18 protein-coding genes are annotated in these 19707 nt (G+C 60.2%); 4 read left to right on the top strand and 14 right to left on the bottom strand.

Features of this window, described 5'->3' with window-relative positions; translation table 11 throughout:
* Position 1: 1 nt before the first annotated feature.
* Positions 2 to 1519 (bottom strand): cardiolipin synthase, encoded by a 1518-nt coding sequence (gene cls / locus AWT75_RS15230; protein ID WP_204377069.1) that lies wholly within the window; start codon positions 1517 to 1519, stop codon positions 2 to 4.
* 42 nt (positions 1520 to 1561) lie between these two features.
* Between cls and AWT75_RS15225 the strand changes: the two genes are divergently transcribed.
* Positions 1562 to 2470 carry an ion channel gene (locus AWT75_RS15225; protein WP_062790138.1) on the top strand — a complete coding sequence of 303 codons (909 nt, stop codon included), beginning with the start codon at positions 1562 to 1564 and terminating at the stop codon, positions 2468 to 2470.
* A gap of 126 nt (positions 2471 to 2596) precedes the next feature.
* Positions 2597 to 3520, top strand: a complete 924-nt coding sequence (locus AWT75_RS15220; protein WP_062790135.1) for a DUF808 domain-containing protein — start codon at positions 2597 to 2599, stop codon at positions 3518 to 3520.
* A 1-nt stretch (position 3521) separates the two neighbouring features.
* On the opposite strand, the gene AWT75_RS15215 is transcribed toward AWT75_RS15220, so the two are convergent.
* Positions 3522 to 3995: an Lrp/AsnC family transcriptional regulator gene (locus AWT75_RS15215; RefSeq protein ID WP_045846266.1), complete on the bottom strand. Its 474-nt coding sequence runs from the start codon at positions 3993 to 3995 to the stop codon at positions 3522 to 3524.
* Positions 3996 to 4133: 138 nt separating this feature from the next.
* Between AWT75_RS15215 and phhA the strand changes: the two genes are divergently transcribed.
* A complete protein-coding gene (gene phhA / locus AWT75_RS15210) occupies positions 4134 to 5027 on the top strand; it encodes a phenylalanine 4-monooxygenase (RefSeq protein ID WP_045846267.1) in 894 nt (297 codons plus the stop codon).
* Between the two features lie 82 nt (positions 5028 to 5109).
* Here the strand turns inward: phhA and AWT75_RS15205 are convergent, their stop codons facing one another.
* From AWT75_RS15205 to AWT75_RS15150, 12 genes are all read right to left on the bottom strand, one after another.
* Positions 5110 to 6222, bottom strand: coding sequence for a diguanylate cyclase (locus AWT75_RS15205; RefSeq protein ID WP_062790132.1), 1113 nt, complete (start codon positions 6220 to 6222; stop codon positions 5110 to 5112).
* 23 nt (positions 6223 to 6245) lie between these two features.
* A complete protein-coding gene (locus tag AWT75_RS15200; protein ID WP_062790129.1) occupies positions 6246 to 7010 on the bottom strand; it encodes an HDOD domain-containing protein in 765 nt (254 codons plus the stop codon).
* On the bottom strand, positions 7003 to 8088 hold the full coding sequence (locus AWT75_RS15195) for an HD domain-containing phosphohydrolase (RefSeq protein WP_062790126.1): 1086 nt from the start codon (positions 8086 to 8088) through the stop codon (positions 7003 to 7005). The genes AWT75_RS15200 and AWT75_RS15195 overlap by 8 nt, the downstream gene beginning before the upstream one ends.
* A complete protein-coding gene (locus tag AWT75_RS15190; protein ID WP_062790123.1) occupies positions 8088 to 10862 on the bottom strand; it encodes a PAS domain-containing hybrid sensor histidine kinase/response regulator in 2775 nt (924 codons plus the stop codon). The genes AWT75_RS15195 and AWT75_RS15190 overlap by 1 nt, the downstream gene beginning before the upstream one ends.
* Positions 10863 to 10937: 75 nt before the next feature.
* Positions 10938 to 11306 (bottom strand): response regulator, encoded by a 369-nt coding sequence (locus AWT75_RS15185; RefSeq protein WP_062790120.1) that lies wholly within the window; start codon positions 11304 to 11306, stop codon positions 10938 to 10940.
* Positions 11303 to 12628: a sensor histidine kinase gene (locus tag AWT75_RS15180; protein ID WP_062790117.1), complete on the bottom strand. Its 1326-nt coding sequence runs from the start codon at positions 12626 to 12628 to the stop codon at positions 11303 to 11305. The genes AWT75_RS15185 and AWT75_RS15180 overlap by 4 nt, the downstream gene beginning before the upstream one ends.
* The gene (locus AWT75_RS21710; RefSeq protein WP_062790114.1) at positions 12583 to 12990 is read right to left on the bottom strand and encodes a hypothetical protein; all 408 of its coding nucleotides are present in this window, start codon (positions 12988 to 12990) and stop codon (positions 12583 to 12585) included. Before AWT75_RS21710 ends, AWT75_RS15180 begins: the two co-directional genes overlap by 46 nt.
* 262 nt (positions 12991 to 13252) lie before the next feature.
* The gene (locus AWT75_RS15170) at positions 13253 to 14074 is read right to left on the bottom strand and encodes a hypothetical protein (RefSeq protein WP_062790111.1); all 822 of its coding nucleotides are present in this window, start codon (positions 14072 to 14074) and stop codon (positions 13253 to 13255) included.
* 411 nt (positions 14075 to 14485) lie between these two features.
* A complete protein-coding gene (locus AWT75_RS15165; protein WP_204377068.1) occupies positions 14486 to 16075 on the bottom strand; it encodes a sensor domain-containing phosphodiesterase in 1590 nt (529 codons plus the stop codon).
* Positions 16076 to 16270: 195 nt separating this feature from the next.
* Positions 16271 to 16675, bottom strand: coding sequence for a hypothetical protein (locus tag AWT75_RS21355; protein WP_153013346.1), 405 nt, complete (start codon positions 16673 to 16675; stop codon positions 16271 to 16273).
* A 264-nt stretch (positions 16676 to 16939) separates the two neighbouring features.
* Entirely contained in the window at positions 16940 to 17509 is a 570-nt protein-coding gene (locus AWT75_RS15155; protein ID WP_062790108.1) for a VapC50 family PIN domain-containing toxin, read from the bottom strand.
* Position 17510: 1 nt separating this feature from the next.
* Entirely contained in the window at positions 17511 to 17969 is a 459-nt protein-coding gene (locus AWT75_RS15150) for a helix-turn-helix domain-containing protein (protein WP_062790105.1), read from the bottom strand.
* Positions 17970 to 19122: 1153 nt separating this feature from the next.
* Here AWT75_RS15150 and AWT75_RS15145 point away from each other — a divergent pair.
* Positions 19123 to 19707, top strand: a 585-nt coding sequence (locus AWT75_RS15145) for a BRO-N domain-containing protein (RefSeq protein WP_204377067.1), incomplete at its 3' end; no start/stop codon positions are given.

Raw genomic sequence — 19707 nt, 5'->3', positions numbered from 1 at the left:
CTTACAGCAAGGGCCCCAGCATGGCGACCGCATTGTTCCACAACCGTCGCCACAGCGGCCAGGCGCTTACCTGTTCCGGGCTTACCAGGCTGCAATGCTGCAGGTATTGCTGCTGCCGCTGGCGCAAGGCCTTGGTGAGTGCCCGGTCGTGGCACAACAGATTGTTTTCGTAGTTCAGCTCGAAACTGCGCCGGTCCAGATTGGCCGAGCCGATCAGGCAGAGGTCCTCGTCCACCGTCAGCAGCTTGCTGTGCAGCAAGCCGCCGTGATATTCGGCAATCACCACACCGGCGGCCAGCAGCTCGGCGTAATAGCTGCGGCTGGCGGCACTCACCACCAGCGAATCGTTGCGGGCCGGCAGTTGCAAGGTGGTGGCCACCCCGCGCTGGGCCGCAGCGCACAGTGCCGATTGCAAGGCCTCGTCCGGCACATAGTAGGGGGTGGTGATGGTCAGGCTGCGCTGTGCGCTGTACATCAGCGCGACAAACAGTTCCGGCATGGCCGAATGGCGCGCGGTGGGGCCGGTGCCTATCACCTGGGCCAGCACGCCGGGACTTGAACTGTCCCGTGGTGGCAGTGGCGTGGCGCTCAAGAGCGGTAGCAGGTCTTCGTGGGTGGCCAGCATCCAGTCAGTGGCAAACAGCCGCTGCATCTGCTGTACCACCGTACCTTCCACCCTGATCACCGCATCCACCCAGGGGGCAAAGCGCGGCTTGATGCGGAATTCCGGGTCGGCACAGTTCTGGCTGCCGCAGTAGCCGGTGTAATGGTCTATCACCACGATCTTGCGGTGATTGCGCAGGTCTATCCGCCCGCTGAACGGGCGCAGCAAGGGGTTGCCCACCGGCAGGGCCGCCGCCGCTTTCACGCCGGCGTCTTTCATCTGCTGCCACAGGGCGGAGCGCAACAGCAGGCGCGAACCCACATCATCCACCAATACCCGACAGCTGAGGCCACGTTGCGCCGCGCGCATGAGGGCCTGGGCCACCCGGCTGCCGTTGTTATCCGGCAGCCAGATATAAAAAAGAAGATGCACATGCTGCTGCGCGGCATCAATGTCCGCCACCAGGCGGTCTATGGTGCTGTTGCTGTCAGCTTGCAATGCGGCCCGGTTTCCCGCGCTGGGGGCAAAGCCGCTGATGGACTGGCCCACGCGAAACAGCTGCGCCGCAGTGGAGGATAGCGCACTTAAGGGGACAGTCTGCGGCAAGGCGGGCAGGGCAGGCAGCCGCTGCTGGATGCGCGCCAGCCTGGCCATGCGGCGGCGGCCTATGCTTACTTCACCCAGCAGCAGATAGGCCAGCATGCCTATCACCGGCATGGTGGCGACGACGACGGTCCAGGCTACCCGTGCGGCCGGGTCGCGGTTGGGGCGCAGCAGCACGCGCATGATCAGCAGCAGTTGCAGGCTGACATGCAGCAGGACGATGAGGGTGGCGGAGGCAGGCATGCCTTCCATCATGCCAGAGCCTGGCCGGCAGCGTCCAAAGCGCATGGCGGCCTGCATTGACGTCGCCATGGGCGCTGCACACAATGGCGGCTCACAGCAGGAGGGCGGAATATGGGTAGAGCAGGGGGCAAGGGCCGGCAGCTGGAGGTGGGCGGGCGCATCATTCATGTGCATCGCTTGCCGCTGAAACTGGGGCACGACATCTACCACGTGGCCATGACCATGAGCTGGCCGCAGTTTTACGTGGCCATTGCCGCGCTGTTTTTTGTGCTCAACATGCTGTTTGCCAGCTTGTACCAGCTGGGCGAGGCCAGCATTGCCAACCAGTTTCCGCGCGATTTCTGGGGCGCGTTTTTCTTCAGCGTGGAAACCCTGGCTACCGTGGGTTACGGCGACATGCACCCGCAAACGGTGTACGCCCACATCATCAGCATGCTGGAAATCTTCATCGGCATGATGAGCCTGGCACTGGTGACCGGCGTGACCTTTGCCCGTTTTTCCCTGCCGCGCTCGCGCATCGTGTTTGCCCGCAATCCGGTCATCCGCCAGATGGATGGCGTGCCGGTACTGATGCTGCGGGCCGCCAATGCCCGGCAGAATGTCATCGTGGATGCCACCGCCCAGCTGCATGTGCTGTTTGATACCGTCAGTCGCGAGGGCACCCGCCTGCGCCGCCTGCACGACCTCAAGCTGCAACGTCAGCACCATCCCATGTTCGTGCTCAGCTGGACGCTGATGCATGTGATCGACGAGCACAGCCCGCTGTACGGGCTGGATGCGGATGCACTGGCCGGCTTGCATGCCGGTTTCATCCTGTCCATCAGCGGCAGCGATGAAATCACCCGCCAGAGCATGGCCTCACGCCATGTGTTCCGTCACGACGACATCCGCTGGAACCACCAGTACCAGGACTTGCTGTACACCGATGAACAGGGCGAAGACCACGTCGATTTCGGCCTGCTGCACGCCATCTCCCCCATGCCTGCCAGCCCGTCACCGCAGGATGCTCCCGGCATGTGATTCCCCGCTGCCTTGCTTCCGCTACAATGACACGGCCTGTCGCTCAGGACGGTCGGCCTCGATGCCGACTGCCAATAACAGCGGCGGTCCACCGGGCCAGCCGCATCAGGAAGTGAAGGAAAATTCATGGCGGGAGCCAGTCTGTTAACCTTGATTGATGATATTGCCACCGTGCTGGACGATGTGGCGGCCATGACCAAAGTGGCCGCGCGCAAGACCGCCGGGGTGCTGGGGGATGACCTGGCGCTGAATGCCGAGCAAGTGGCCGGTGTACGCGCCGAGCGCGAATTGCCGGTGGTATGGGCGGTGGCGCGCGGGTCCTTGCGCAACAAGGCAATCCTGGTGCCGCTGGCACTGGCGCTCAGCGCCTTCGCGCCGTGGGCGGTGATGCCCTTGCTGATGCTGGGCGGGGTTTATCTTTGCCTGGAGGGCATGGAAAAGCTGGCGCATCCGCTGCTGCACGGCAAGGAGGAAGATGCCGCTCATGATGCCGAACTGGACGCCATGCTGGCCGACCCGGCCATCGACCTGCTGCAGCTCGAAGCGGAAAAAGTAAAGGGTGCCATCCGGACCGATTTTGTCCTGTCGGCGGAAATCATCGCCATCACGCTGGGCACGGTGGCATCGGCGGCCTTTAGCTCGCAACTGGTGGTGCTGGTGGGCGTGGCCTTGATCATGACCGTGGGCGTATATGGTTTTGTCGGCCTGCTGGTGAAACTGGACGATATCGGCCTGTTCCTGCTGCGCCGTGGCGGTGCCATCAACAGCCTGATCGGACGCGGGCTGATCCAGGGCATGCCCTGGCTGATGAAGGCACTGGCGGTGATTGGCACCGTGGCCATGTTCATGGTGGGTGGCGGCATCATCAGCCATGGCTGGCCATGGTTGCACCACGCCATCGAAGGCCTGCTGCACCCGCTGTCGCACCTGCCGGGTGTTGGTGCTTTGGCCCGCCTGCTGTTGCCCGCCATTCTGGATGTGCTGGTGGGAATGCTGGCCGGTACGCTGGCGCTGGGCCTGCTGCTGTTCTGGCAGCGCCTGCGGCGCTGATTCAGCTGCGCGTGTGTGGCAGTGGCAGTTTGCTGGTGTGCTTGATGGCGTCCAGGATAATGGTGGACTTCACGCTGCGCACCAGCGACAGCTGCATCAGCCGGTTCATCACAAAGCGCGACAGCGAGGGCAGGTCCTCTACCACGATGCGCAGCAGGTAATCGGCCTCACCCGCGGTGGCATAGCACTCCAGCACTTCCGGCAGCGCGTGGATGGCCTGGGCAAATTCGCGCAAGGCGCTTTCGTTGTGCCGCTCCAGGCTGACGTGGGCAAAGGCCATCACCGACAGGCCTATCCGGTCTGGCAGGATATTCACTTGATAGCCCTGTACCACCCCGTTTTCTTCCATGCGTTGCAGACGGCGTCCTATCTGCGATGCCGACAGCGGAATCTCTTGTGCCAGCTTCTGGTGCGTGCTTCGTGCATCCTGCTGCAAGGCTTGCAGAATCTGCCAGTCAAAGCGGTCCAGTTCCATTTTTGCTGATTTCCTGCGTAAATTGACGGTTTGCTGCGGGAAGTATGCAAAAAAAATGCATTATTGGCAAAACTTGCGGACCTGCCGCAGGCGCTGGCTTCTACACTGAAGACATCCCCACCTACCGGATGTGCCGCCATGAACGAGCGCAGCGATTTTGTCGTTCCCGACATTACTACCCGCAAAAACCTGGGCCTGACCCACGATGCGGCCGATTACACCCTGCCGCAGCCGCTGGAGCGCTACAGCGCGGCCGACCACGCCACCTGGGCCACGCTGTACCAGCGCCAATGCGCGATGCTGCCGGGCCGGGCCTGTGACGAGTTCATGCAGGGCTTGCAGCAACTGGAAGTGGACGCCGACCGCGTGCCGGACTTCGCCGTGCTCAACCAGAAGCTGCTGGCAGCCACCGGCTGGCGCATTGTGGCGGTGCCGGGGCTGATTCCGGATGATGTGTTTTTCGAGCACCTGGCCAACCGCCGCTTTCCGGTGACCTGGTGGCTGCGCGAACCACACCAGCTGGACTACCTGCAAGAGCCGGACGTGTTTCATGACCTGTTCGGCCATGTCCCGCTGCTGATGAACCCGGTATTTGCCGATTACCTGCAAGCCTATGGCCAGGGTGGCATGAAGGCCAAGCACCTGGGCTTCCTGCCGGTGCTGGCACGCTTGTACTGGTACACGGTGGAGTTCGGCCTGATCAACACGCCGCAGGGCATGCGCATTTACGGTGCCGGCATCGTGTCCAGCAAGTCCGAGTCGCAATACTGCCTGGATAGCGCCAGTCCCAACCGGGTCGGCTTCGACCTGCAACGGCTGATGCGTACCCGCTATCGCATCGACACCTTCCAGAAAACCTATTTCGTCATCGACAGCTTCCAGCAGCTGTTTGATGCCACGGCGGTGGACTTCACCCCCATCTACCAGCAGTTGTTGCAACAGCCGGTACTGGGTGCCGGGGACATCGCCCCGGACGACAAGGTGTTCCAGCGTGGTAATCGCGAAGGCTGGGCGGACACCGACGACCTGTAATCAGCTGCCGGTTTTGCCAGCCATAAAAGGACAAGGGCCAGCGCCGTGACGGCAGCTGGCCCTTGTCATGTACCGCGTGGTGTCAGGGGGCCGCTTCCACCCGGTTGCGGCCGGTGCGCTTGGCGCGGTACAGCGCCTGGTCTGCACTCTTGATCAGCGCTTCCACCGACTTGTGCTGTGCCTCGTTTTCCGCCACGCCGATGCTCACCGTCAGCGACAGCGACAGCCCGGCCGTCACCAGATTGCGGCTGGCCAGCGTGGCGCGGATGCGCTCGGCCACCTGGATGGCGGTAGGCAGTCGGGTATCGGGCAGGATGATGAGGAATTCCTCACCGCCAAAGCGGCAGATGATGTCGGTACGACGGCAGAACAGCCGCAGGATGCCGGCAAATTGCTGCAGGATGTTATCGCCCACATCGTGGCCGTGCTCATCGTTCACCACCTTGAAGTGGTCGATATCCAGCATCAGTGCCGACAACGGCTGTTGTGCCAGCCGCGCTTCTTCCCAGATTTGCGGCAGATAGCGCATGGCATAGTGACGGTTGTACAGGCCGGTGAGGCCATCGGTCTGGGCGGCTTCCTGCGCCAGCCGGTTATCGATGGACAGTTCTTCCAGATGACGGCGCAGGCGGGCCTGTTCCTGGCGCAGGTTTTGCTGCTCCAGAATGATGCGCTGCCCGGCCTTGAGCCGCGCTTGCAGGATGCGCGGCGGTATCGGCTTGCTGATGAAGTCGTCCGCGCCGCTGCTGAATACGGCTGCCAGATTGTCCTCGTCATCCAGAATGGTCAGCACGATGATGTACAGCTGCCGTCCGTCTGGCAGGGCGCGCAGGCGGCGGATCAGCTCCATGCCATCCATTTCCGGCATGGCGAGGTCGGTAATCACCAGTTGTGGCGGCTGTTTTTGCACCAGCTCGAATGCTTCCTGACCGTTGGCGGCAACATCCACCTGATGGCCGAGGATCTGCAGCAGCCGCTGCAGCATCATGCGCTGGCTGGCTTCATCCTCCACCACCAGGATATGCAGCGGTGGCAGTTCTTCTTCCGCACCTGCGGGTTCAGCTGGTGCAGGCTGGCGGCGTTCCAGCAGCGAGAAGGACTCCTGCCTTGGCGTGCTGATGGACAGCTGGGCGCTCCAGTCGCGCCATTCCTGCACCACCTCGTCGCACAGCCGTGGGAAATGCGTCGGGTCCACTTCCAGCCGGCAGGCCTGCTTTTTCAGTTCTTCATAGCCATGTGCCCGTGCCTGGCCTTCCAGCAGGCAGACATCGGCCAGACGGCTGGCCAGATGCAGGCACAGTGCCAGCCTGCCGCACGTGAGTGTTCCGCCACATCCACCGGCGGCAGGTCTTCATGCTGGCGTACTGCATCGCAGAACATGGCCGGCAGGCCCCAGTCGCGCAGCAGGGCGCCGGCAATGTCCAGATGGTGGTAGCCGAAGCGGCTTTCTTCCTGGCGTGTCATGCCCCGTGCATAAGGGTTGCCCTGCGCCTGGATCAGCGCGCCATACTCGACCGGATGCAAGGTGGCCATGGCCAGCTGGCCAATGGAGGACAGGATGCCGATGGTAAACAGCTCGCCTGGCGGCGCAATGCGCAACTGCTGACCCAACAGCTGCATGGCGGCACCACAGGCCAGCGCACGCGACCAGTGCAGGTTGTAGTCGAATTGCTGGCATTCGCCACGGTGGTGTTCCGCCACCAGGGCAAAGGTGAGGGCAATCTGGCGTACCGCATTCAGGCCGATGGACATCAGCACATCCGGCGTCAGCGCCACCGCCGGGCGGCTGCGCACGAAGGAGGCGGAGTTGGCCAGCTTGAGCAGGCGGCCAATCATCACCGGGTCGGTATTCAGCACGGCAATCAGCTCGGGCAGCGGCACATTGTTGTGCTCGCTCAGCTCCATGATTTTCAATACCGTGCCTTTGGGCGAGGGCAGATTGCCGCTGATTTTCAGTTCGTTGAACTTGCTGGCCTCAAGCATACGGCGCTCCGGGTGGCGTTTGCGGCATGCTGAACAGCTCTTGTTCGTCGGCGTATTGCTGGCGGATGTTCATGACTTCGGGCCACAGGGCAAACAGCGCTTCGACACAGGCCGGGTCGAAGTGACTGCCCTTGTTGCTTTCAAGGTAGTGCCTGGCTTTTTCCAGTGGCCAGGCTGGTTTGTAGGGGCGTGAGGAGGTGAGGGCGTCAAACACATCCGCCACCGCCACGATACGGCCCCATAAGGGAATGTCCTCGCCGCACAGGCCATGCGGATAGCCGCTGCCATCGTATTTTTCGTGATGGCTCAGTGCCACTACGGCGGCGCATTGTAGCAAGGGGGAGACGGAGCCATTGAGAATTTCATGCCCGAACAGCGGATGCTGGCGCATGATGGCCATTTCAGGTTCGGTCAGCCTGCCGGGTTTTAGCAGGATGGCATCCGGAATGCCCACCTTGCCGATATCGTGCATGGGGGCGGCTTCCTGCAGCATTTCCTGTTCGGACTGGGGCAGGCCCAGCTGGCGGGCAATCAGCCGGGTATAGGCCGACATGCGTAGCAGGTGGGCGCCGGTTTCCGGGTCGCGGTATTCCGCTGCGCGCGACAGGCGCAGGATGGCTTCTTTCTCCCGGGCACGGATTTCCGCCGTGGCGAGTTTGACTTCTTCCATCAGCCAGGCCGCACGGTTGGCCAGTTGCTGGCTGCTTTTGCGCAGTGCCAGCAGGTTGCGCACGCGTACCGTCAGCTCCACCTTGTCCACCGGTTTGGTGAGGAAATCCCGCGCGCCCTGTTGCAAGGCCAGGTGGCGTACATCGCGTTCGGTATCGGCGGTAACCATGACTACCGGCACATCCTGCCGTTGCGGCAGGGCAAAGAAGCGGCGCATGAATTCCAGACCGTCCATCTCCGGCATCATGTAGTCCAGCAAAACCAGGTCCGGTTCCTGCTCGGCACACCAGGCCAGTGCCAGTTGCGGGTCGGCAAAGGTGTCCACCGTGACGCCTTCCAGCCGTTGCAGGATATGGCGTAGCAGCAAGAGGTTGGTGTCGTTGTCGTCCACCACGATGACGTGGGACATCAATCATCCTTTCCGTACGCGGCAATAAAGGCCAGCAGGTCTTCCATTTCGGTTTCAATCTGTGCGGCAATGTGCCGGATCGCATCCGGCTTGCCATCCAGCGCGGCGGCATGCAGTTGACCGGCTAGCGAGGCCAGGGCATCGGCCCCGACATTGGCGGCACTGCCCTTGAGCTCGTGCGCCAGTTGCCGCAGCCCCTGTCCGCCATGACGCATGTCCAGCCGCAGGCGTTCGCGCCAGCGTTGCAGCGAGTCACGGAAGATATCCAGCATTTCGGCAATGCCTGCCGGGTCGTCGCCCAGAAACTCGGTCAGGCGCTGCACGGTCAGGCTGCCTTGCACCTGGCCGCGCGGAGTATTGGCTGCGCTGGCGGTTGCGCTGTCTGCGGCAGGCTGTTGGGGCAGCCAGAGTTCCAGCAGGGCCTTGAGTCTGGCGTATTCAATCGGCTTGGCCAGATAGTCGTCCATGCCGGCGGCCAGACACAGTTCCCGATCGCCTTCCATGGCATTGGCGGTCATGGCGATCACCGGCAGGTGCCCACCTTGTGCCGACTCGCTTTCCTGACGGCGCAGTTGCCGCGTGGCGGCGTAGCCATCCATGCCCGGCATCTGGCAGTCCATCAGGATGGCATCATAATGCCGCTGTGCTATTGCGGCCAGCGCTTCGTTTCCGTCGCTCACTACATCCACGCCATAGCCCAGCTTGTGCAGCATGCTGGCGGCCACGCGCTGGTTCACCGGGTTGTCTTCGGCCAGCAGCAAATGGTGATGGCGCTGCGCGCTGGCAGTCTGCGTGGTCTGGCTGTTGCTCACTTCCGGGGTGTGCAGGCGGATGGTGCCAGGTGCCCATTGAATGGTCAGTGCATCCAGCAGCGCAGATTGCTTCATCGGCTTGTGCAGCACGGCAATGCCTTGCTGGGCCAGGCTGGTCTTGCGCTGGTTGTCTTGTCCTTGCAGGCAGACCACCAGCGGGATGCCTTCCACCGCCAGGGTTTGTGCTGCCTGCTCCAGTGTGGCATCCGGCAAGGGTTCCACCAGTAGCAGCACATCGGGCTTGCTACCGGCTGCATCCATTCGGCGCAGGGTTTCCAGCAGGCTTGCCAGGCTGTCGGCGCAGTGGTGCGGTATGGCCCAGCTGTCCAGATAGTGATGCCACAGGGATTGCTGACAGGCATTGTCGCCAGCCAGCAGCACCAGATGCTGGTCCAGCTGCGGGCCTGCCGAGAGGCAGCTGTCCCCCTTGATGGCATGCAGCGGAATGCTGATCCAGAATTCCGAGCCTTGGCCCAGCGTGCTTTCCACCCCGATGCTGCCACCCATGGCCTCGGCCAGCCGTTTGCAGATGGCCAGTCCAAGGCCGGTGCCGCCGTATTTGCGCGTGGTGGAGCTGTCGGCCTGGGAGAAGGGCAGGAACAAGCGGCTTCTGGCCTGTTCGGACAGGCCGATGCCGGTGTCCTTGACGCACAGCCGCAGCTGCTTGTTGTCGTCGCTGCCTTCGACGGTGGCGGAAACCAGCACCATGCCCTGTTCGGTAAACTTGATGGCATTGGACAGCAGGTTCAGCAGGATCTGGCGCAAGCGGGTAGGGTCGCCTTGCAGGCTGTCCGGTACTTCCGGCGTGGCAAAGCTGGCCAGGGTCAGGCCCTTGCCATGTGCCTTGTTGGCCAGAATGTCCACCGTGCCTTCCAGCAGCTGGCGCAGGGAGAAATCGATGGTTTCGATTTCCAGCCCGTCGGCTTCAATCTTGGAGAAGTCCAGGATGTCGTTGATGATGGACAGCAGGGTGTCGGCCGACATCTTGATGGTGCGGGCAAAGTCGGATTGCTCGGCATCCAGCGGGGTGTCCATCAGCAGGTCTATCATGCCGATCACCCCGTTGAGCGGCGTGCGGATTTCATGGCTCATGGTGGCCAGGAATTCGCTCTTGGCGCGCGCCGCCGCCTCCGCCGCCAGTGTGGCCTGTCGCATTTCCTGTTCGCGCAGCCGCATGGCGCTGACATCGGCAAAGGTGGTGACACTGCCCACCAGCTGGCCTTCCAGCAGCAGCGGGGTGTTGCTCACCCGTACCGCCACCATGCTGCCATCCTTGCGGAAGAACACTTCATCGCTGGAGTGATACGTACTCTTCTGGCGCACTGCGTCGTAGATCGGGCAGTCTTCCACCGACAGTGGCGCACCGTCAGCACGGTGGTGGTGAATGTGCTCATGCACGTTCTTGCCGTGCAGCTCTTCCAGCTGCCAGTGCAAGATGCGTTCGGCCTGCTGGTTCATGTAGGTCAGCAGCCCGTCTGTGTCCATGGCGATGATGCCATCGTCCATATTGTCCAGCAGGGTGGACAGCCACAGCGCTTGTTTCTTTTGTGCGGTCAGATCGCGCAACACCACCTGCACACCATGACCGGGCAAGGGAAAAAAGCAGGCCTGCATCGACAGTGCCTGGCCCATGCGGTCGTGCATCACCAGCGCAATGGCTTGTGGTGCCTGGCCTGTTTGCAAGCGTTGGCACTGGGTGCGGAATGCAGCCCGGCTATCCTCGGCCAGCAAAGGGTAGATGTTGAGCGTGCCCAGTTCCGACGCGCAATAGCCCAGGCTTTCCAGCCAGGCTTGATTGGCGTGCAGCAGTTGTCCGTCCTGCCGGCAGGCAAGTATCAGGTCGCCCAGTTGCTCCAGCTGTTGCAAGGCGGCGTGCTGAAAGTCGAAACCTGCCGCCGGTGCAGGTGCCGGGCTGGTTTCGGCGCGTGTTGTGGTATCGGGCTGTCTGTTTTGTTCTTGCACGGCCAGCGGTGCTCCACCTGGGTTTATCAGGCAAGGGTTGTCATGGTCATTCTGCGGGTGTTTGCCAGCACAACATCACTTGATGCTGTCCAGCGCCGCCACCAGGCTGTCGCGAGTCAGCGGCTTGGTGACAATGGCGTTGAAGCCCGCTTGCAGAATGGTTTGTTGCTCGTCGCTCATGGCGTGTGCGGTGTAGGCAATCAGGTGCAGGTTTTGCCAGCGCGGCTCCTGACGCAGTTGGCGGCACAGTTCGATGCCGCTCATGCCCGGCATGCTGATGTCCAGCATCACGCAGTGGTAATCGTGCTGCTGCAGATGTTCCAGTGCTTCGAAGGCGCTGGCGGCCTGATCGGTCTTCCAGCCCATGCGTTGCAGAAACAGGCCTGCCACCTTGCGATTGATTTCGTCATCATCAACGACAAGAATGGTGTCCAGCTTGCTCATGCTTGTTTTCCTTCCAGCGGAATGCTGACGTGGAACACCGTTCCCACGCCGACTTGTGATTCGAAACTGACCTTGCCTTCCATCAGCCGCACCAGCTCCTTCACCAGTGCCAGCCCCAGGCCGGAGCCGCTTTGCGCCCGGGTGAGGAAGGCTTCTGCCTGACGGAATTGCTCGAATACCAGTTGTTGCTGGTCTGCCGGAATACCGCAGCCGGTATCGCGGATAGCCAGCTGCAACTGGTGGGCGCTCACCTTGGCCGTCACCTGTATGCTGCCTTGTTCGGTAAACTTCACTGCATTGTGCATCAGATTGTTCACTACCTGCGTCAGTTTGGTCTGATCCAGCCGGAAGTGTTCCGGGCAGCCAGCGGCCTGCTGGTAGTCAAATTCCAGCTGCAAACCCTTGCCTTCCGCCTTGGGCCGGAACAACTCCACCGTGTCACGCAACATCCGCGCCAGATCCACCTCCACCATTTCCATTGGCATGCGGCCGGCCTCGATGCGCGCCATGTCCAGAATGGAGTTCACCAGCGTCAGCAAATGCTGGCCGCTCTTGTGGATCATGCTGGCGGTTTCCAGATCCCCCGGGTCACTCAGGGTGGCTTGGAGGAATTCCGAGCAGCCCAGAATGCCGTTGAGCGGGGTGCGCAACTCGTGCGACATGTGCGCCAGGAATTCCGACTTCATGCGGTTGGCCGATTCGGCTTGCGCCTTGCTGTTTTTCAGCCGTACCGCCATCTGGTACATCACGAAACCGGCAACACAAATCAGCAGGCTGACTACACTGGCCACCAGGAAGTAAGCATTGCGGTGTTCGTAGTAGTCGGCCATGGCCTCGTTTTCGCCCACTCCCATCAGCACGGCCAGAGGATAGCCTTCCACCGCACGGAAGCTTACGGTGCGCTGAATCTGGTCGATGCTGCTTAACTGCTGGTACTGGCCGTGGTCCTTGCCCGGCCATTGCCTGAACAGCCCGCTGGTGTGGATGTCCATGCCTATGCCCGCTCCGCCCGCACTTGTACGGGCCCGGACAATGCCGTCCTGGCCTACCAGGGTCACCACCCCGGTCTTGCCCAGGTTGAGGTCCTTGTAGAAGCTGGTGAAGTAAAACGGGTCGACCGATACCACCACCACGCCGCCAAAGCTGCCGTCAGGCTTGTTGATGCGGCGGGTGAATTGCAAGGACCATTTCTTGGAAGCACGGCCCTTGACCGGCTTGCTGATGAACAGCTGGCCATTGTCCTGGCCGATGTGCACCTTGAAGTGTTCCCGGTCACTCAGGTCAACCCGCTTGAAGTTGGGCACGCTGGACATTTCCAGCATGCGTCCGGGCCGATGATGGCAATCTGCACAAACAACTGGCTCTGGATGATGCCCTGCTTGATGTAGTGCGGCAGGTCCATCTTGTTGCCTTCGGACTCGTACTCGTACTTCAGGAAAAGTACCGACTGGTCCACCGCGCGGATGGTGCGCGAAATGTGTTCCTCGAACACCCGGACCAGGTTTTCGCTCTGGCACTGCATTTCCAGCTGGCTGCGTACCTTGTCGGTATTCACCTGCCACAACACCGCGCTCCAGATCATGGCAATCAGGAACAGGCTGAACAATGGAATCATCCATTCCAGGTTCAGCACGCCAAGCCCGTGCTCAAACAGCCGGGCAACTCCCCGTTTCTCTTGTTTCATCTCTCTCCCGCCCGCAGTATCCGCAGGCAACCAGAATCTTGTTTTATCCATCTGGCAGGTACTGAAGAATCGACAGGTGAATGTCACCCTGTCCTGATACCTTGCTGTCATGCGCTGTGTGATCCGGTTTGCACCACGTTATGTTTTTCAGCTTTGCGGCATGCTACTTCGCCTGCTGTAGGCGTACTTTGACATAAGGCATGCTCCTGTCTTTTATAGGATTCATCTTTAAAAACCGACAGGAATTCCAAGCAATGACTATTTAAATCACCGCCCACAAGGCCAGCATCACCCCAACTATCAGCACACCCATCAAAATTTGCGAGGTATTGCGTTCCTTTTGCAGGGCCGACTTCATACTGCTGTGCGCAGCCTCCAGCCGGTTGACCTTGTCCTCCAGCGCCACGCGTGACTCATCCTGCATGGCCAGCGATTGCAGCATGGCTTCGCCGCCCACCTCCTGGATATGGTCCTTGTCCCACACGCCCAGCAAGCGGTTGATCTTGTCCTTGAAAAACAGGCCGGTGCGTTGCGCCGCATCCTGCCAGTCAAACTGGAAACCCTGGCTGGCGTAAAAGGCATTGCGCCGCAGCTTTTCTTCTTCGCTGGCATTACCGGTAATGGCAATCAGGCCGGGGCTGATGGCGTAGTCCGGGTAGGCGCCCTTGACCCAGGTGATGGTCTGGGCAAACAAAAAGGTATCCAGCCCGAGGTTTTGAAAAGCCTCGGTGCAGTTGATGCCGTTTTTGGGGCCGAAGGTAACCGAACGGCTGGGATGGTCCACCCGCACCCAGGCGCAGTTGTAGGCAACGTGGAAGCGGGCATCGTCATTGGCATAATGCTGCCACTGGCTGCCTTCTATCCTGGCAAAACCACGAAATTGCAGGCGGAAGAAATCTGATTGACTTGTCATGGCACGGCTGCGATGCAGGATGCCATAGACCGGTGCCGAGCCTGCGGTCAGGGTAAGCACGGATTCCCCCAGCGGCATGGCCAGGGTGGCGAGGGTATTCTCGCTTTCCGGGGCGCGCAGCTCGGGCTCGGGCGGCGGGGCCGGTTTACTGGTATTGGCAGGCGTGTTCATGCGCTAATCATAGCGTACTCATGCAACAGCGTTGTGCAGGAAATCCTGAAATCGGTGCATGAAGGGCGTGCTATTGGTGCGGCGCAACAAAAATTGTCTGGTTTTACTGACGATTTATCCCGAAAAAAGCTGGCACGGTGTTTGCATAGTGGTAGGGGCATACCCGGTGGCGCCGGGTTTGCGAGTGAGTCTGTCCCGTTGCAATCTGCGGCTTTAATCGTGCATCAAGCCAGGCCTGGGCAATTTGCCCAGGCCCTTTTTTTGTCTGCATATTGCTGCAATGCTCCGCCAGTTTCCCGCCCTGTTACTGGCTGCCAAGCGCCATCAAGCAGGCCTCAAGGTTCTTGGGCAGGTGTTGCTCCGGCAATCGCCTTGCTTGCCTTTCAAGTGGAAAAGCCATTGCCCGCTGCGCTAGCAAGAGGCGCTGGACTGAAGTTTGTGCAGCTGCTGCTCCAGCGCCACCACGCGCAGCGTCAATTCATGCTCGGTCGTGACATCGGAAATGATGCCGTACCAGGCCAGCACCTCGCCTTGTTCGTTCAGTGATGGAAAGGCACGGCTGCGCATCCAGCGCCAGCTGCCATCCGGCCACAAAATGCGGAATTCAATCAGAAACGGCTGCTTGCTGGGCAGGTGCTGCAGCCAGGTTTCGCGTACACGTACCCGGTCGTCGGGATCCATGCGCGCCAGCCAGCAAGCGTGACGTTCCTGATAACTGGCATCTGCCGGGCAATCGACGAATTCACCCATATAGTCAACCAGCCCGTCGCAATTGGCGCGCCAGGTGACATTGGGGCCCAGCTCCAGCACAGTCCGGAAGTGGGTTTCGCTTTGCCGCAACTGGCTCTCTGCCTCTACACGGCTGGTAATGTCCACCAATACCAAGGACACACCCAGCGGAAGTTGCTGGGCATCGACAATGCGCTGATGGGCAATCAGGAAAGTCGTACCGCTGGGCTGATGGCGGTACTCGGTGGTTTCACAGATTTCACCCGCCATCACCCGTACCAGCACCGCCATCAGGTTGGGGGTCATTTCATGGCCGAATATCTGGCTGGCCGGCTTGCGCAGAATGTAGTCCAGCTCCACGCCCAGATAGCGGGCCAGCAGCTGGTTGGCACTGACAATGCGCATCTGGCAATCGATGAAGCACAAGCCAACCGGGGAATCCTGGTACAGCGCTTCCAGCTGGTGCAGGCGCTGGAAGGGCGACAGGTCCAGCGTGGTCTGGGTTGGCTCCACGCCCCATTGCTGCAACAGCTGCAAGGCTTGTGCCGCCGGCACCGCAGGGGACCACAAAAAGCCCTGTCCGGCATCGCAACCCAGTTTGCGTAGTACCGCAGCCTGTTCCGTGCTTTCCACGCCTTCGGCCACCACGGTGAGCCCCAGGCTTTGGCCAAGCCCCAGCACGGCAGTCACGATCCGCAGCGATTGCGTATCGCTGCTTAAGGCTGCCACGAAACTGGCATCAATCTTCAGCTCATCAAACGGTAGTGAATTCAGCCGGGTCAGACTGGAATAGCCGGTGCCAAAATCGTCCAGCGACAGCGCCATGCCGTGTCGTTTGAGGTCATCCAGCACCTGCTGCACCGAGGCGTTATCGTGGAACAGCTCGCTTTCGGTGATTTCAATCACCACCCGTGACAAGGGAAAACCACTGCTACCCACGGTGTCCAGCAGGTCGCTCACCAGTGTTGGTAACAGAAACTGGCTGGGTGCCAGGTTGAATGCCAGCGAGAACCGCCCCGGCCAGCTTGCTGCCACGCGGCAGGCCTCGCCCATCAGTTGCAGCAGCAGGGCATGCAATATGCCGCTGCGCTCGGCCAGCGGAATGAAAATGGCAGGGGAGACACGTCCATATTGCGGGGAGTCCCAGCGCGCCAGCACCTCGAAGCCACAAACGTGTCCGTTGACCAGATTCAACTGGGGCTGGAAGGCTGGCCAGAATTCACCAGCCGCCAGGCCATGCCGCAAGGCGGCTTCGGATACATTGTCGGTCACATTATCTCCCCGTTCTTCCTCTGCAGCGTGAGGACGTGAGAAACCACAGCATCATCAAAGTATTCTATGGTAATTGACTACTTTACGTGAGCTTGATTGAGCGGTGGGACGGTGGCGTATTTGAATCATGCATCGGGCGGTGGTTGAATCCCCCCGGCTTCTCTGGCTACTCTTTAAGCTGCTGCAACAAGTGTGCTATGCAGCATACCGACTTGGCAGCGGGCTGTTTGACAGCAGGGCGTCGAACACTGTTTCCGGGTTGGCCTGGCACCAATACTTGAAGAACAGCTGCTTCTCCAGATTGGCAAACAGGCTTTCAACAGTTGTTGAGCCTGGAATCAGTGCGCGCGCTTCATCCCATTGCTGCGCCACCACGGCAATGGGCATTCCATCGTAGCCTCCCGCTTCGACAATCCAGGTGGCCTTGCCACCTGATATGCCTGCGAGCTCGCACGCTTTTTTCGCCTGGTGGATCAACTCAGACAGAGACGCCGCACATGGCACGGAAAATGAGCGGGCATGCGATGCACAGTCATCTCCTGCACAGACACTATCTCTGTCCACCGTCAGCACCATGGATTCTGCCAGTGAAGTCATCATCAGTCGCTTTGTGTGGAAGGTGTTGCCCAAGTCTACTGGAAATCTTGGCGGATCACTGTCTTGGCAGACCTCCTGTCAGAGTGGCTAGCGCTAAGGTCGCAAGTCGGCCAGAGCGACCAGTTCTGCCGTCATGGCAGGTGACAGTTTTCTTCAAAAAGCAGCCATATCTTACGGATCACGGTGACTGCGTTCAGGGCAGACCAACCAGACAGCACCACCCGCGGCAAAAACAAACCGCCTCAAATCTGAGGCCGGTCATATCGACTAGATGGCGAGCTTATACTGAGACAACCACGCTACTGTCTCCGGCAAGCCCTGCTGAAGCAAGGTTGCAAGATATTCTTCCGGTGTTTTGGGCGGATTTTTCAGGCTGGCCCGACACGCCCTGACTGCCTCCAGCACCGAAGCCGGATTCAAATCGATAAGGTGCATGATGAACTCATCCGGGTGCTGGGCTTCCATCTCATGACCAAGCAACACATCGACAGGAAAGTCTTTAAGGTTGAATGTCACGATGACACTACTTCGACTGCGTATCGCCGCAGCCAGCACATGGCGATCCTCTTCATCGGGTAGGGTCAAGCCATCAATCAGATACTCATGCCCAGTGACCAGACAATCCAGAACAGCCTGATTCATGAGCGCACGCGTACGCTGTAACTGAGCAGGCTGCAGGTCGGGGCGCCTCGCCAGCAGGTTTCTTGTCCATTCATCATGAATCTGATCAGACCACTTGGCCCGAAACAGATCAGCTTGTGCAAGTTGCAGTAACAGATCTCGCAATGGTGCCGGGTACAGCACACATGCGTCGTAAACCGCAGAAAAACTCGTCATTTCAATAACCCATGTTGAGTTCTTGCGCCTGGGCCGACAGTTCCTCCAATGCCTTCAAACGATCCGTATGGTTCCGGTTTTTGTACTGCACCAGATCCTGGTAGCGTACACGCCTATGGGTACCCACCTTATGGAAGGGAATATCCCCGGCATCCAGCAGCTTGACCAGGTACGGACGGGATACATTGAGCATATCGGCCGCCTCTTGAGTGGTTAGCTCCGCATGGACTGGAATCAGACTCACCGAATTACCCTGTGCCATCTGCGCTAGGATATCGATCAACAGGCGATAGGCGGCAGTGGGAATCTGTACTGCTTCATGCTCACCTGCCTGGTCAATGACCCGAATCGACTGGGCCTCTTCCTTGCTGCTGAGGTACAGAGATAGCTGGCGACCACTTTCCTTGGCCAGCGTTGCTTCGGCCTCGCTTGGAAGGCCAGTTACTACCGTCGTATTCATGATCTCGACTCTTCGGATTTACAGGTTTACAGGTTTACAGGTTTACGGGTTTACGGGTTTACGGGTTCGCGAGTTTAAGTGTGTTGCCAGTGTGTCAGATTATGACAGATGGCAGTACCATCTCTATGCAGCTTTGGACTTGCCAGCGTCTTGCGCAGCTGGCACTGCCAAGCCACAAACTTACTATACGCAAACGAAATAAACGAAACAAGCGAAACAAACGAAACAAACGAAACACCGCAAGTCATTAAGACAATCCTCAGGTCGCCAGGCACTCATCAAGAAATGATGCCGCCTTGATTCTCGGTCGGAACGGCAAGCGCATAGGGTGGATGCCCCAAAGGGGCGATCCACCGCGCAACGCTCCCGGATAAGCCCATTTTCCCAACAGGAAAGTCACCGCACCGATGCCACCCTTGGCCCCGTCAAGCATGCCGACGGGTGGCGCTGCTGCGGTTTTAAGCGGCTGGCTGTTTGAGCGATTGGACCCTAGCCAATCGCGAGTTCCAGCCGTGCCGCAGCAGTGTCAGGCTCCGGAGGGACGCCGCAGGCCATACGATGTGGTTAGCTTTTCCGTAGTGGGGATCTTTGGCCAAGCAAAGATCCCTTTCCCGTTCGCCGCGCGGAAGCGGCAATGCAAAACATCATCCGCGTTTGCGGATGCAAAACCCTATGATTTCCGCTGCTTAAGCTGGATGTATCTGGTCGGATCGTGGCGGAACGCCCCGGTAAATCCGGGGCTTCCGCCCTACGGACTGGTACTTTGCCAACGCCATGTGCGGTGAGGATTTTTCCTGCAAGGTGCAGGCATGTGCCCGGAGGTGTCTGCGGTAAATCCGAAATGCTGACATACCTGCACGCCTTGCCAGTGCTTACAGGGGTCTTTACTCTTGTCGGCCCAAGTTACGGGTCCTAGCCTTGCCAAGCTGTGTTAATCCACATGGTCGGGTCTGGCGATCCGTTTACGGCTTGGACAGGCAAAATAATTGATAAGCCTGTTTGTACACCTGCACGCATTGATGTTTCTATGGCGGGCCAGGTGGGGAGACCTCAGGGTCTGCCGGGTCCAAGTAACCGGTTCGCCAGCCCCGCTTTGGCCTGCCACCCGCCTGGCGACGAGTTGGCAGCTAACCGTTCAACTTGGAGTCTGATTATGGGCAAGCGTCATTCATTATCTTCTGTTAGTCCTCCTCGCAAATTTACTTTTCATCGCAAGCAGCTCCGTGTCTTTTCGCTCGAACAAGGCCCGCGCTTTGTCGCGGCCGATATCGCCAAACTGCTCAAATACCGGGATGAAACCGCCCTGCAAACCGCACTGGGCAAGAAGGCCGGTTGCCTGCTGACGCCCGCCAGCGGCCCGGCCCTGCTTACCCTGAGCGAAACAGAACTGCGCGATGTCCTGCGCACCTACGGCAAACCACAGGCCCAACAGCTGCAACACTGGCTGGATGACACCCTGCTGCCCGTCTTGCACAAGGACATGCCGCCCGGTCACGACAAGCTGCAACTGGCTTATGCCCTGGCCGATGAAGCGGCGCGGCAGGTGGGGCAGGCGGTGTGGGAATCGGTATTGGCAGGGGAGGCGGAGTGGCAGCAGTCGCGCTGGCTGGTTTCCCTGCACTATCAGGCCGAGCAGGGGCAGCGCAGGCCATCCGGCAAAACGGTGGCCTTGCAGACCGAGGTGAGCACGCTGGCGGCTTTGGCTGAGCGCGTGGCGGCGGGCGGGGCGCTGCCGGTC

The sequence above is a fragment of the Aquitalea pelogenes genome, from assembly GCF_001515305.1.
GTDB classification, from domain to species: Bacteria; Pseudomonadota; Gammaproteobacteria; order Burkholderiales; family Chromobacteriaceae; genus Aquitalea; species Aquitalea pelogenes.
This window is presented reverse-complemented; position numbering and strand designations above follow the sequence as displayed.

Bases quoted from the DNA above. Each gene is read 5' to 3' on its own strand.
- cls (WP_204377069.1), bottom strand. From the start codon at position 1,519: ATGGCGACGTCAATGCAGGCCGCCATGCGCTTTGGACGCTGCCGGCCA.
- AWT75_RS15225 (WP_062790138.1), top strand. From the start codon at position 1,562: ATGGGTAGAGCAGGGGGCAAGGGCCGGCAGCTGGAGGTGGGCGGGCGC.
- AWT75_RS15220 (WP_062790135.1), top strand. From the start codon at position 2,597: ATGGCGGGAGCCAGTCTGTTAACCTTGATTGATGATATTGCCACCGTG.
- AWT75_RS15215 (WP_045846266.1), bottom strand. From the start codon at position 3,995: ATGGAACTGGACCGCTTTGACTGGCAGATTCTGCAAGCCTTGCAGCAG.
- phhA (WP_045846267.1), top strand. From the start codon at position 4,134: ATGAACGAGCGCAGCGATTTTGTCGTTCCCGACATTACTACCCGCAAA.
- AWT75_RS15200 (WP_062790129.1), bottom strand. From the start codon at position 7,010: ATGCTTGAGGCCAGCAAGTTCAACGAACTGAAAATCAGCGGCAATCTG.
- AWT75_RS15195 (WP_062790126.1), bottom strand. From the start codon at position 8,088: ATGTCCCACGTCATCGTGGTGGACGACAACGACACCAACCTCTTGCTG.
- AWT75_RS15185 (WP_062790120.1), bottom strand. From the start codon at position 11,306: ATGAGCAAGCTGGACACCATTCTTGTCGTTGATGATGACGAAATCAAT.
- AWT75_RS15180 (WP_062790117.1), bottom strand. From the start codon at position 12,628: ATGCTGGAAATGTCCAGCGTGCCCAACTTCAAGCGGGTTGACCTGAGT.
- AWT75_RS21710 (WP_062790114.1), bottom strand. From the start codon at position 12,990: ATGAAACAAGAGAAACGGGGAGTTGCCCGGCTGTTTGAGCACGGGCTT.
- AWT75_RS15170 (WP_062790111.1), bottom strand. From the start codon at position 14,074: ATGAACACGCCTGCCAATACCAGTAAACCGGCCCCGCCGCCCGAGCCC.
- AWT75_RS21355 (WP_153013346.1), bottom strand. From the start codon at position 16,675: ATGATGACTTCACTGGCAGAATCCATGGTGCTGACGGTGGACAGAGAT.
- AWT75_RS15155 (WP_062790108.1), bottom strand. From the start codon at position 17,509: ATGACGAGTTTTTCTGCGGTTTACGACGCATGTGTGCTGTACCCGGCA.
- AWT75_RS15150 (WP_062790105.1), bottom strand. From the start codon at position 17,969: ATGAATACGACGGTAGTAACTGGCCTTCCAAGCGAGGCCGAAGCAACG.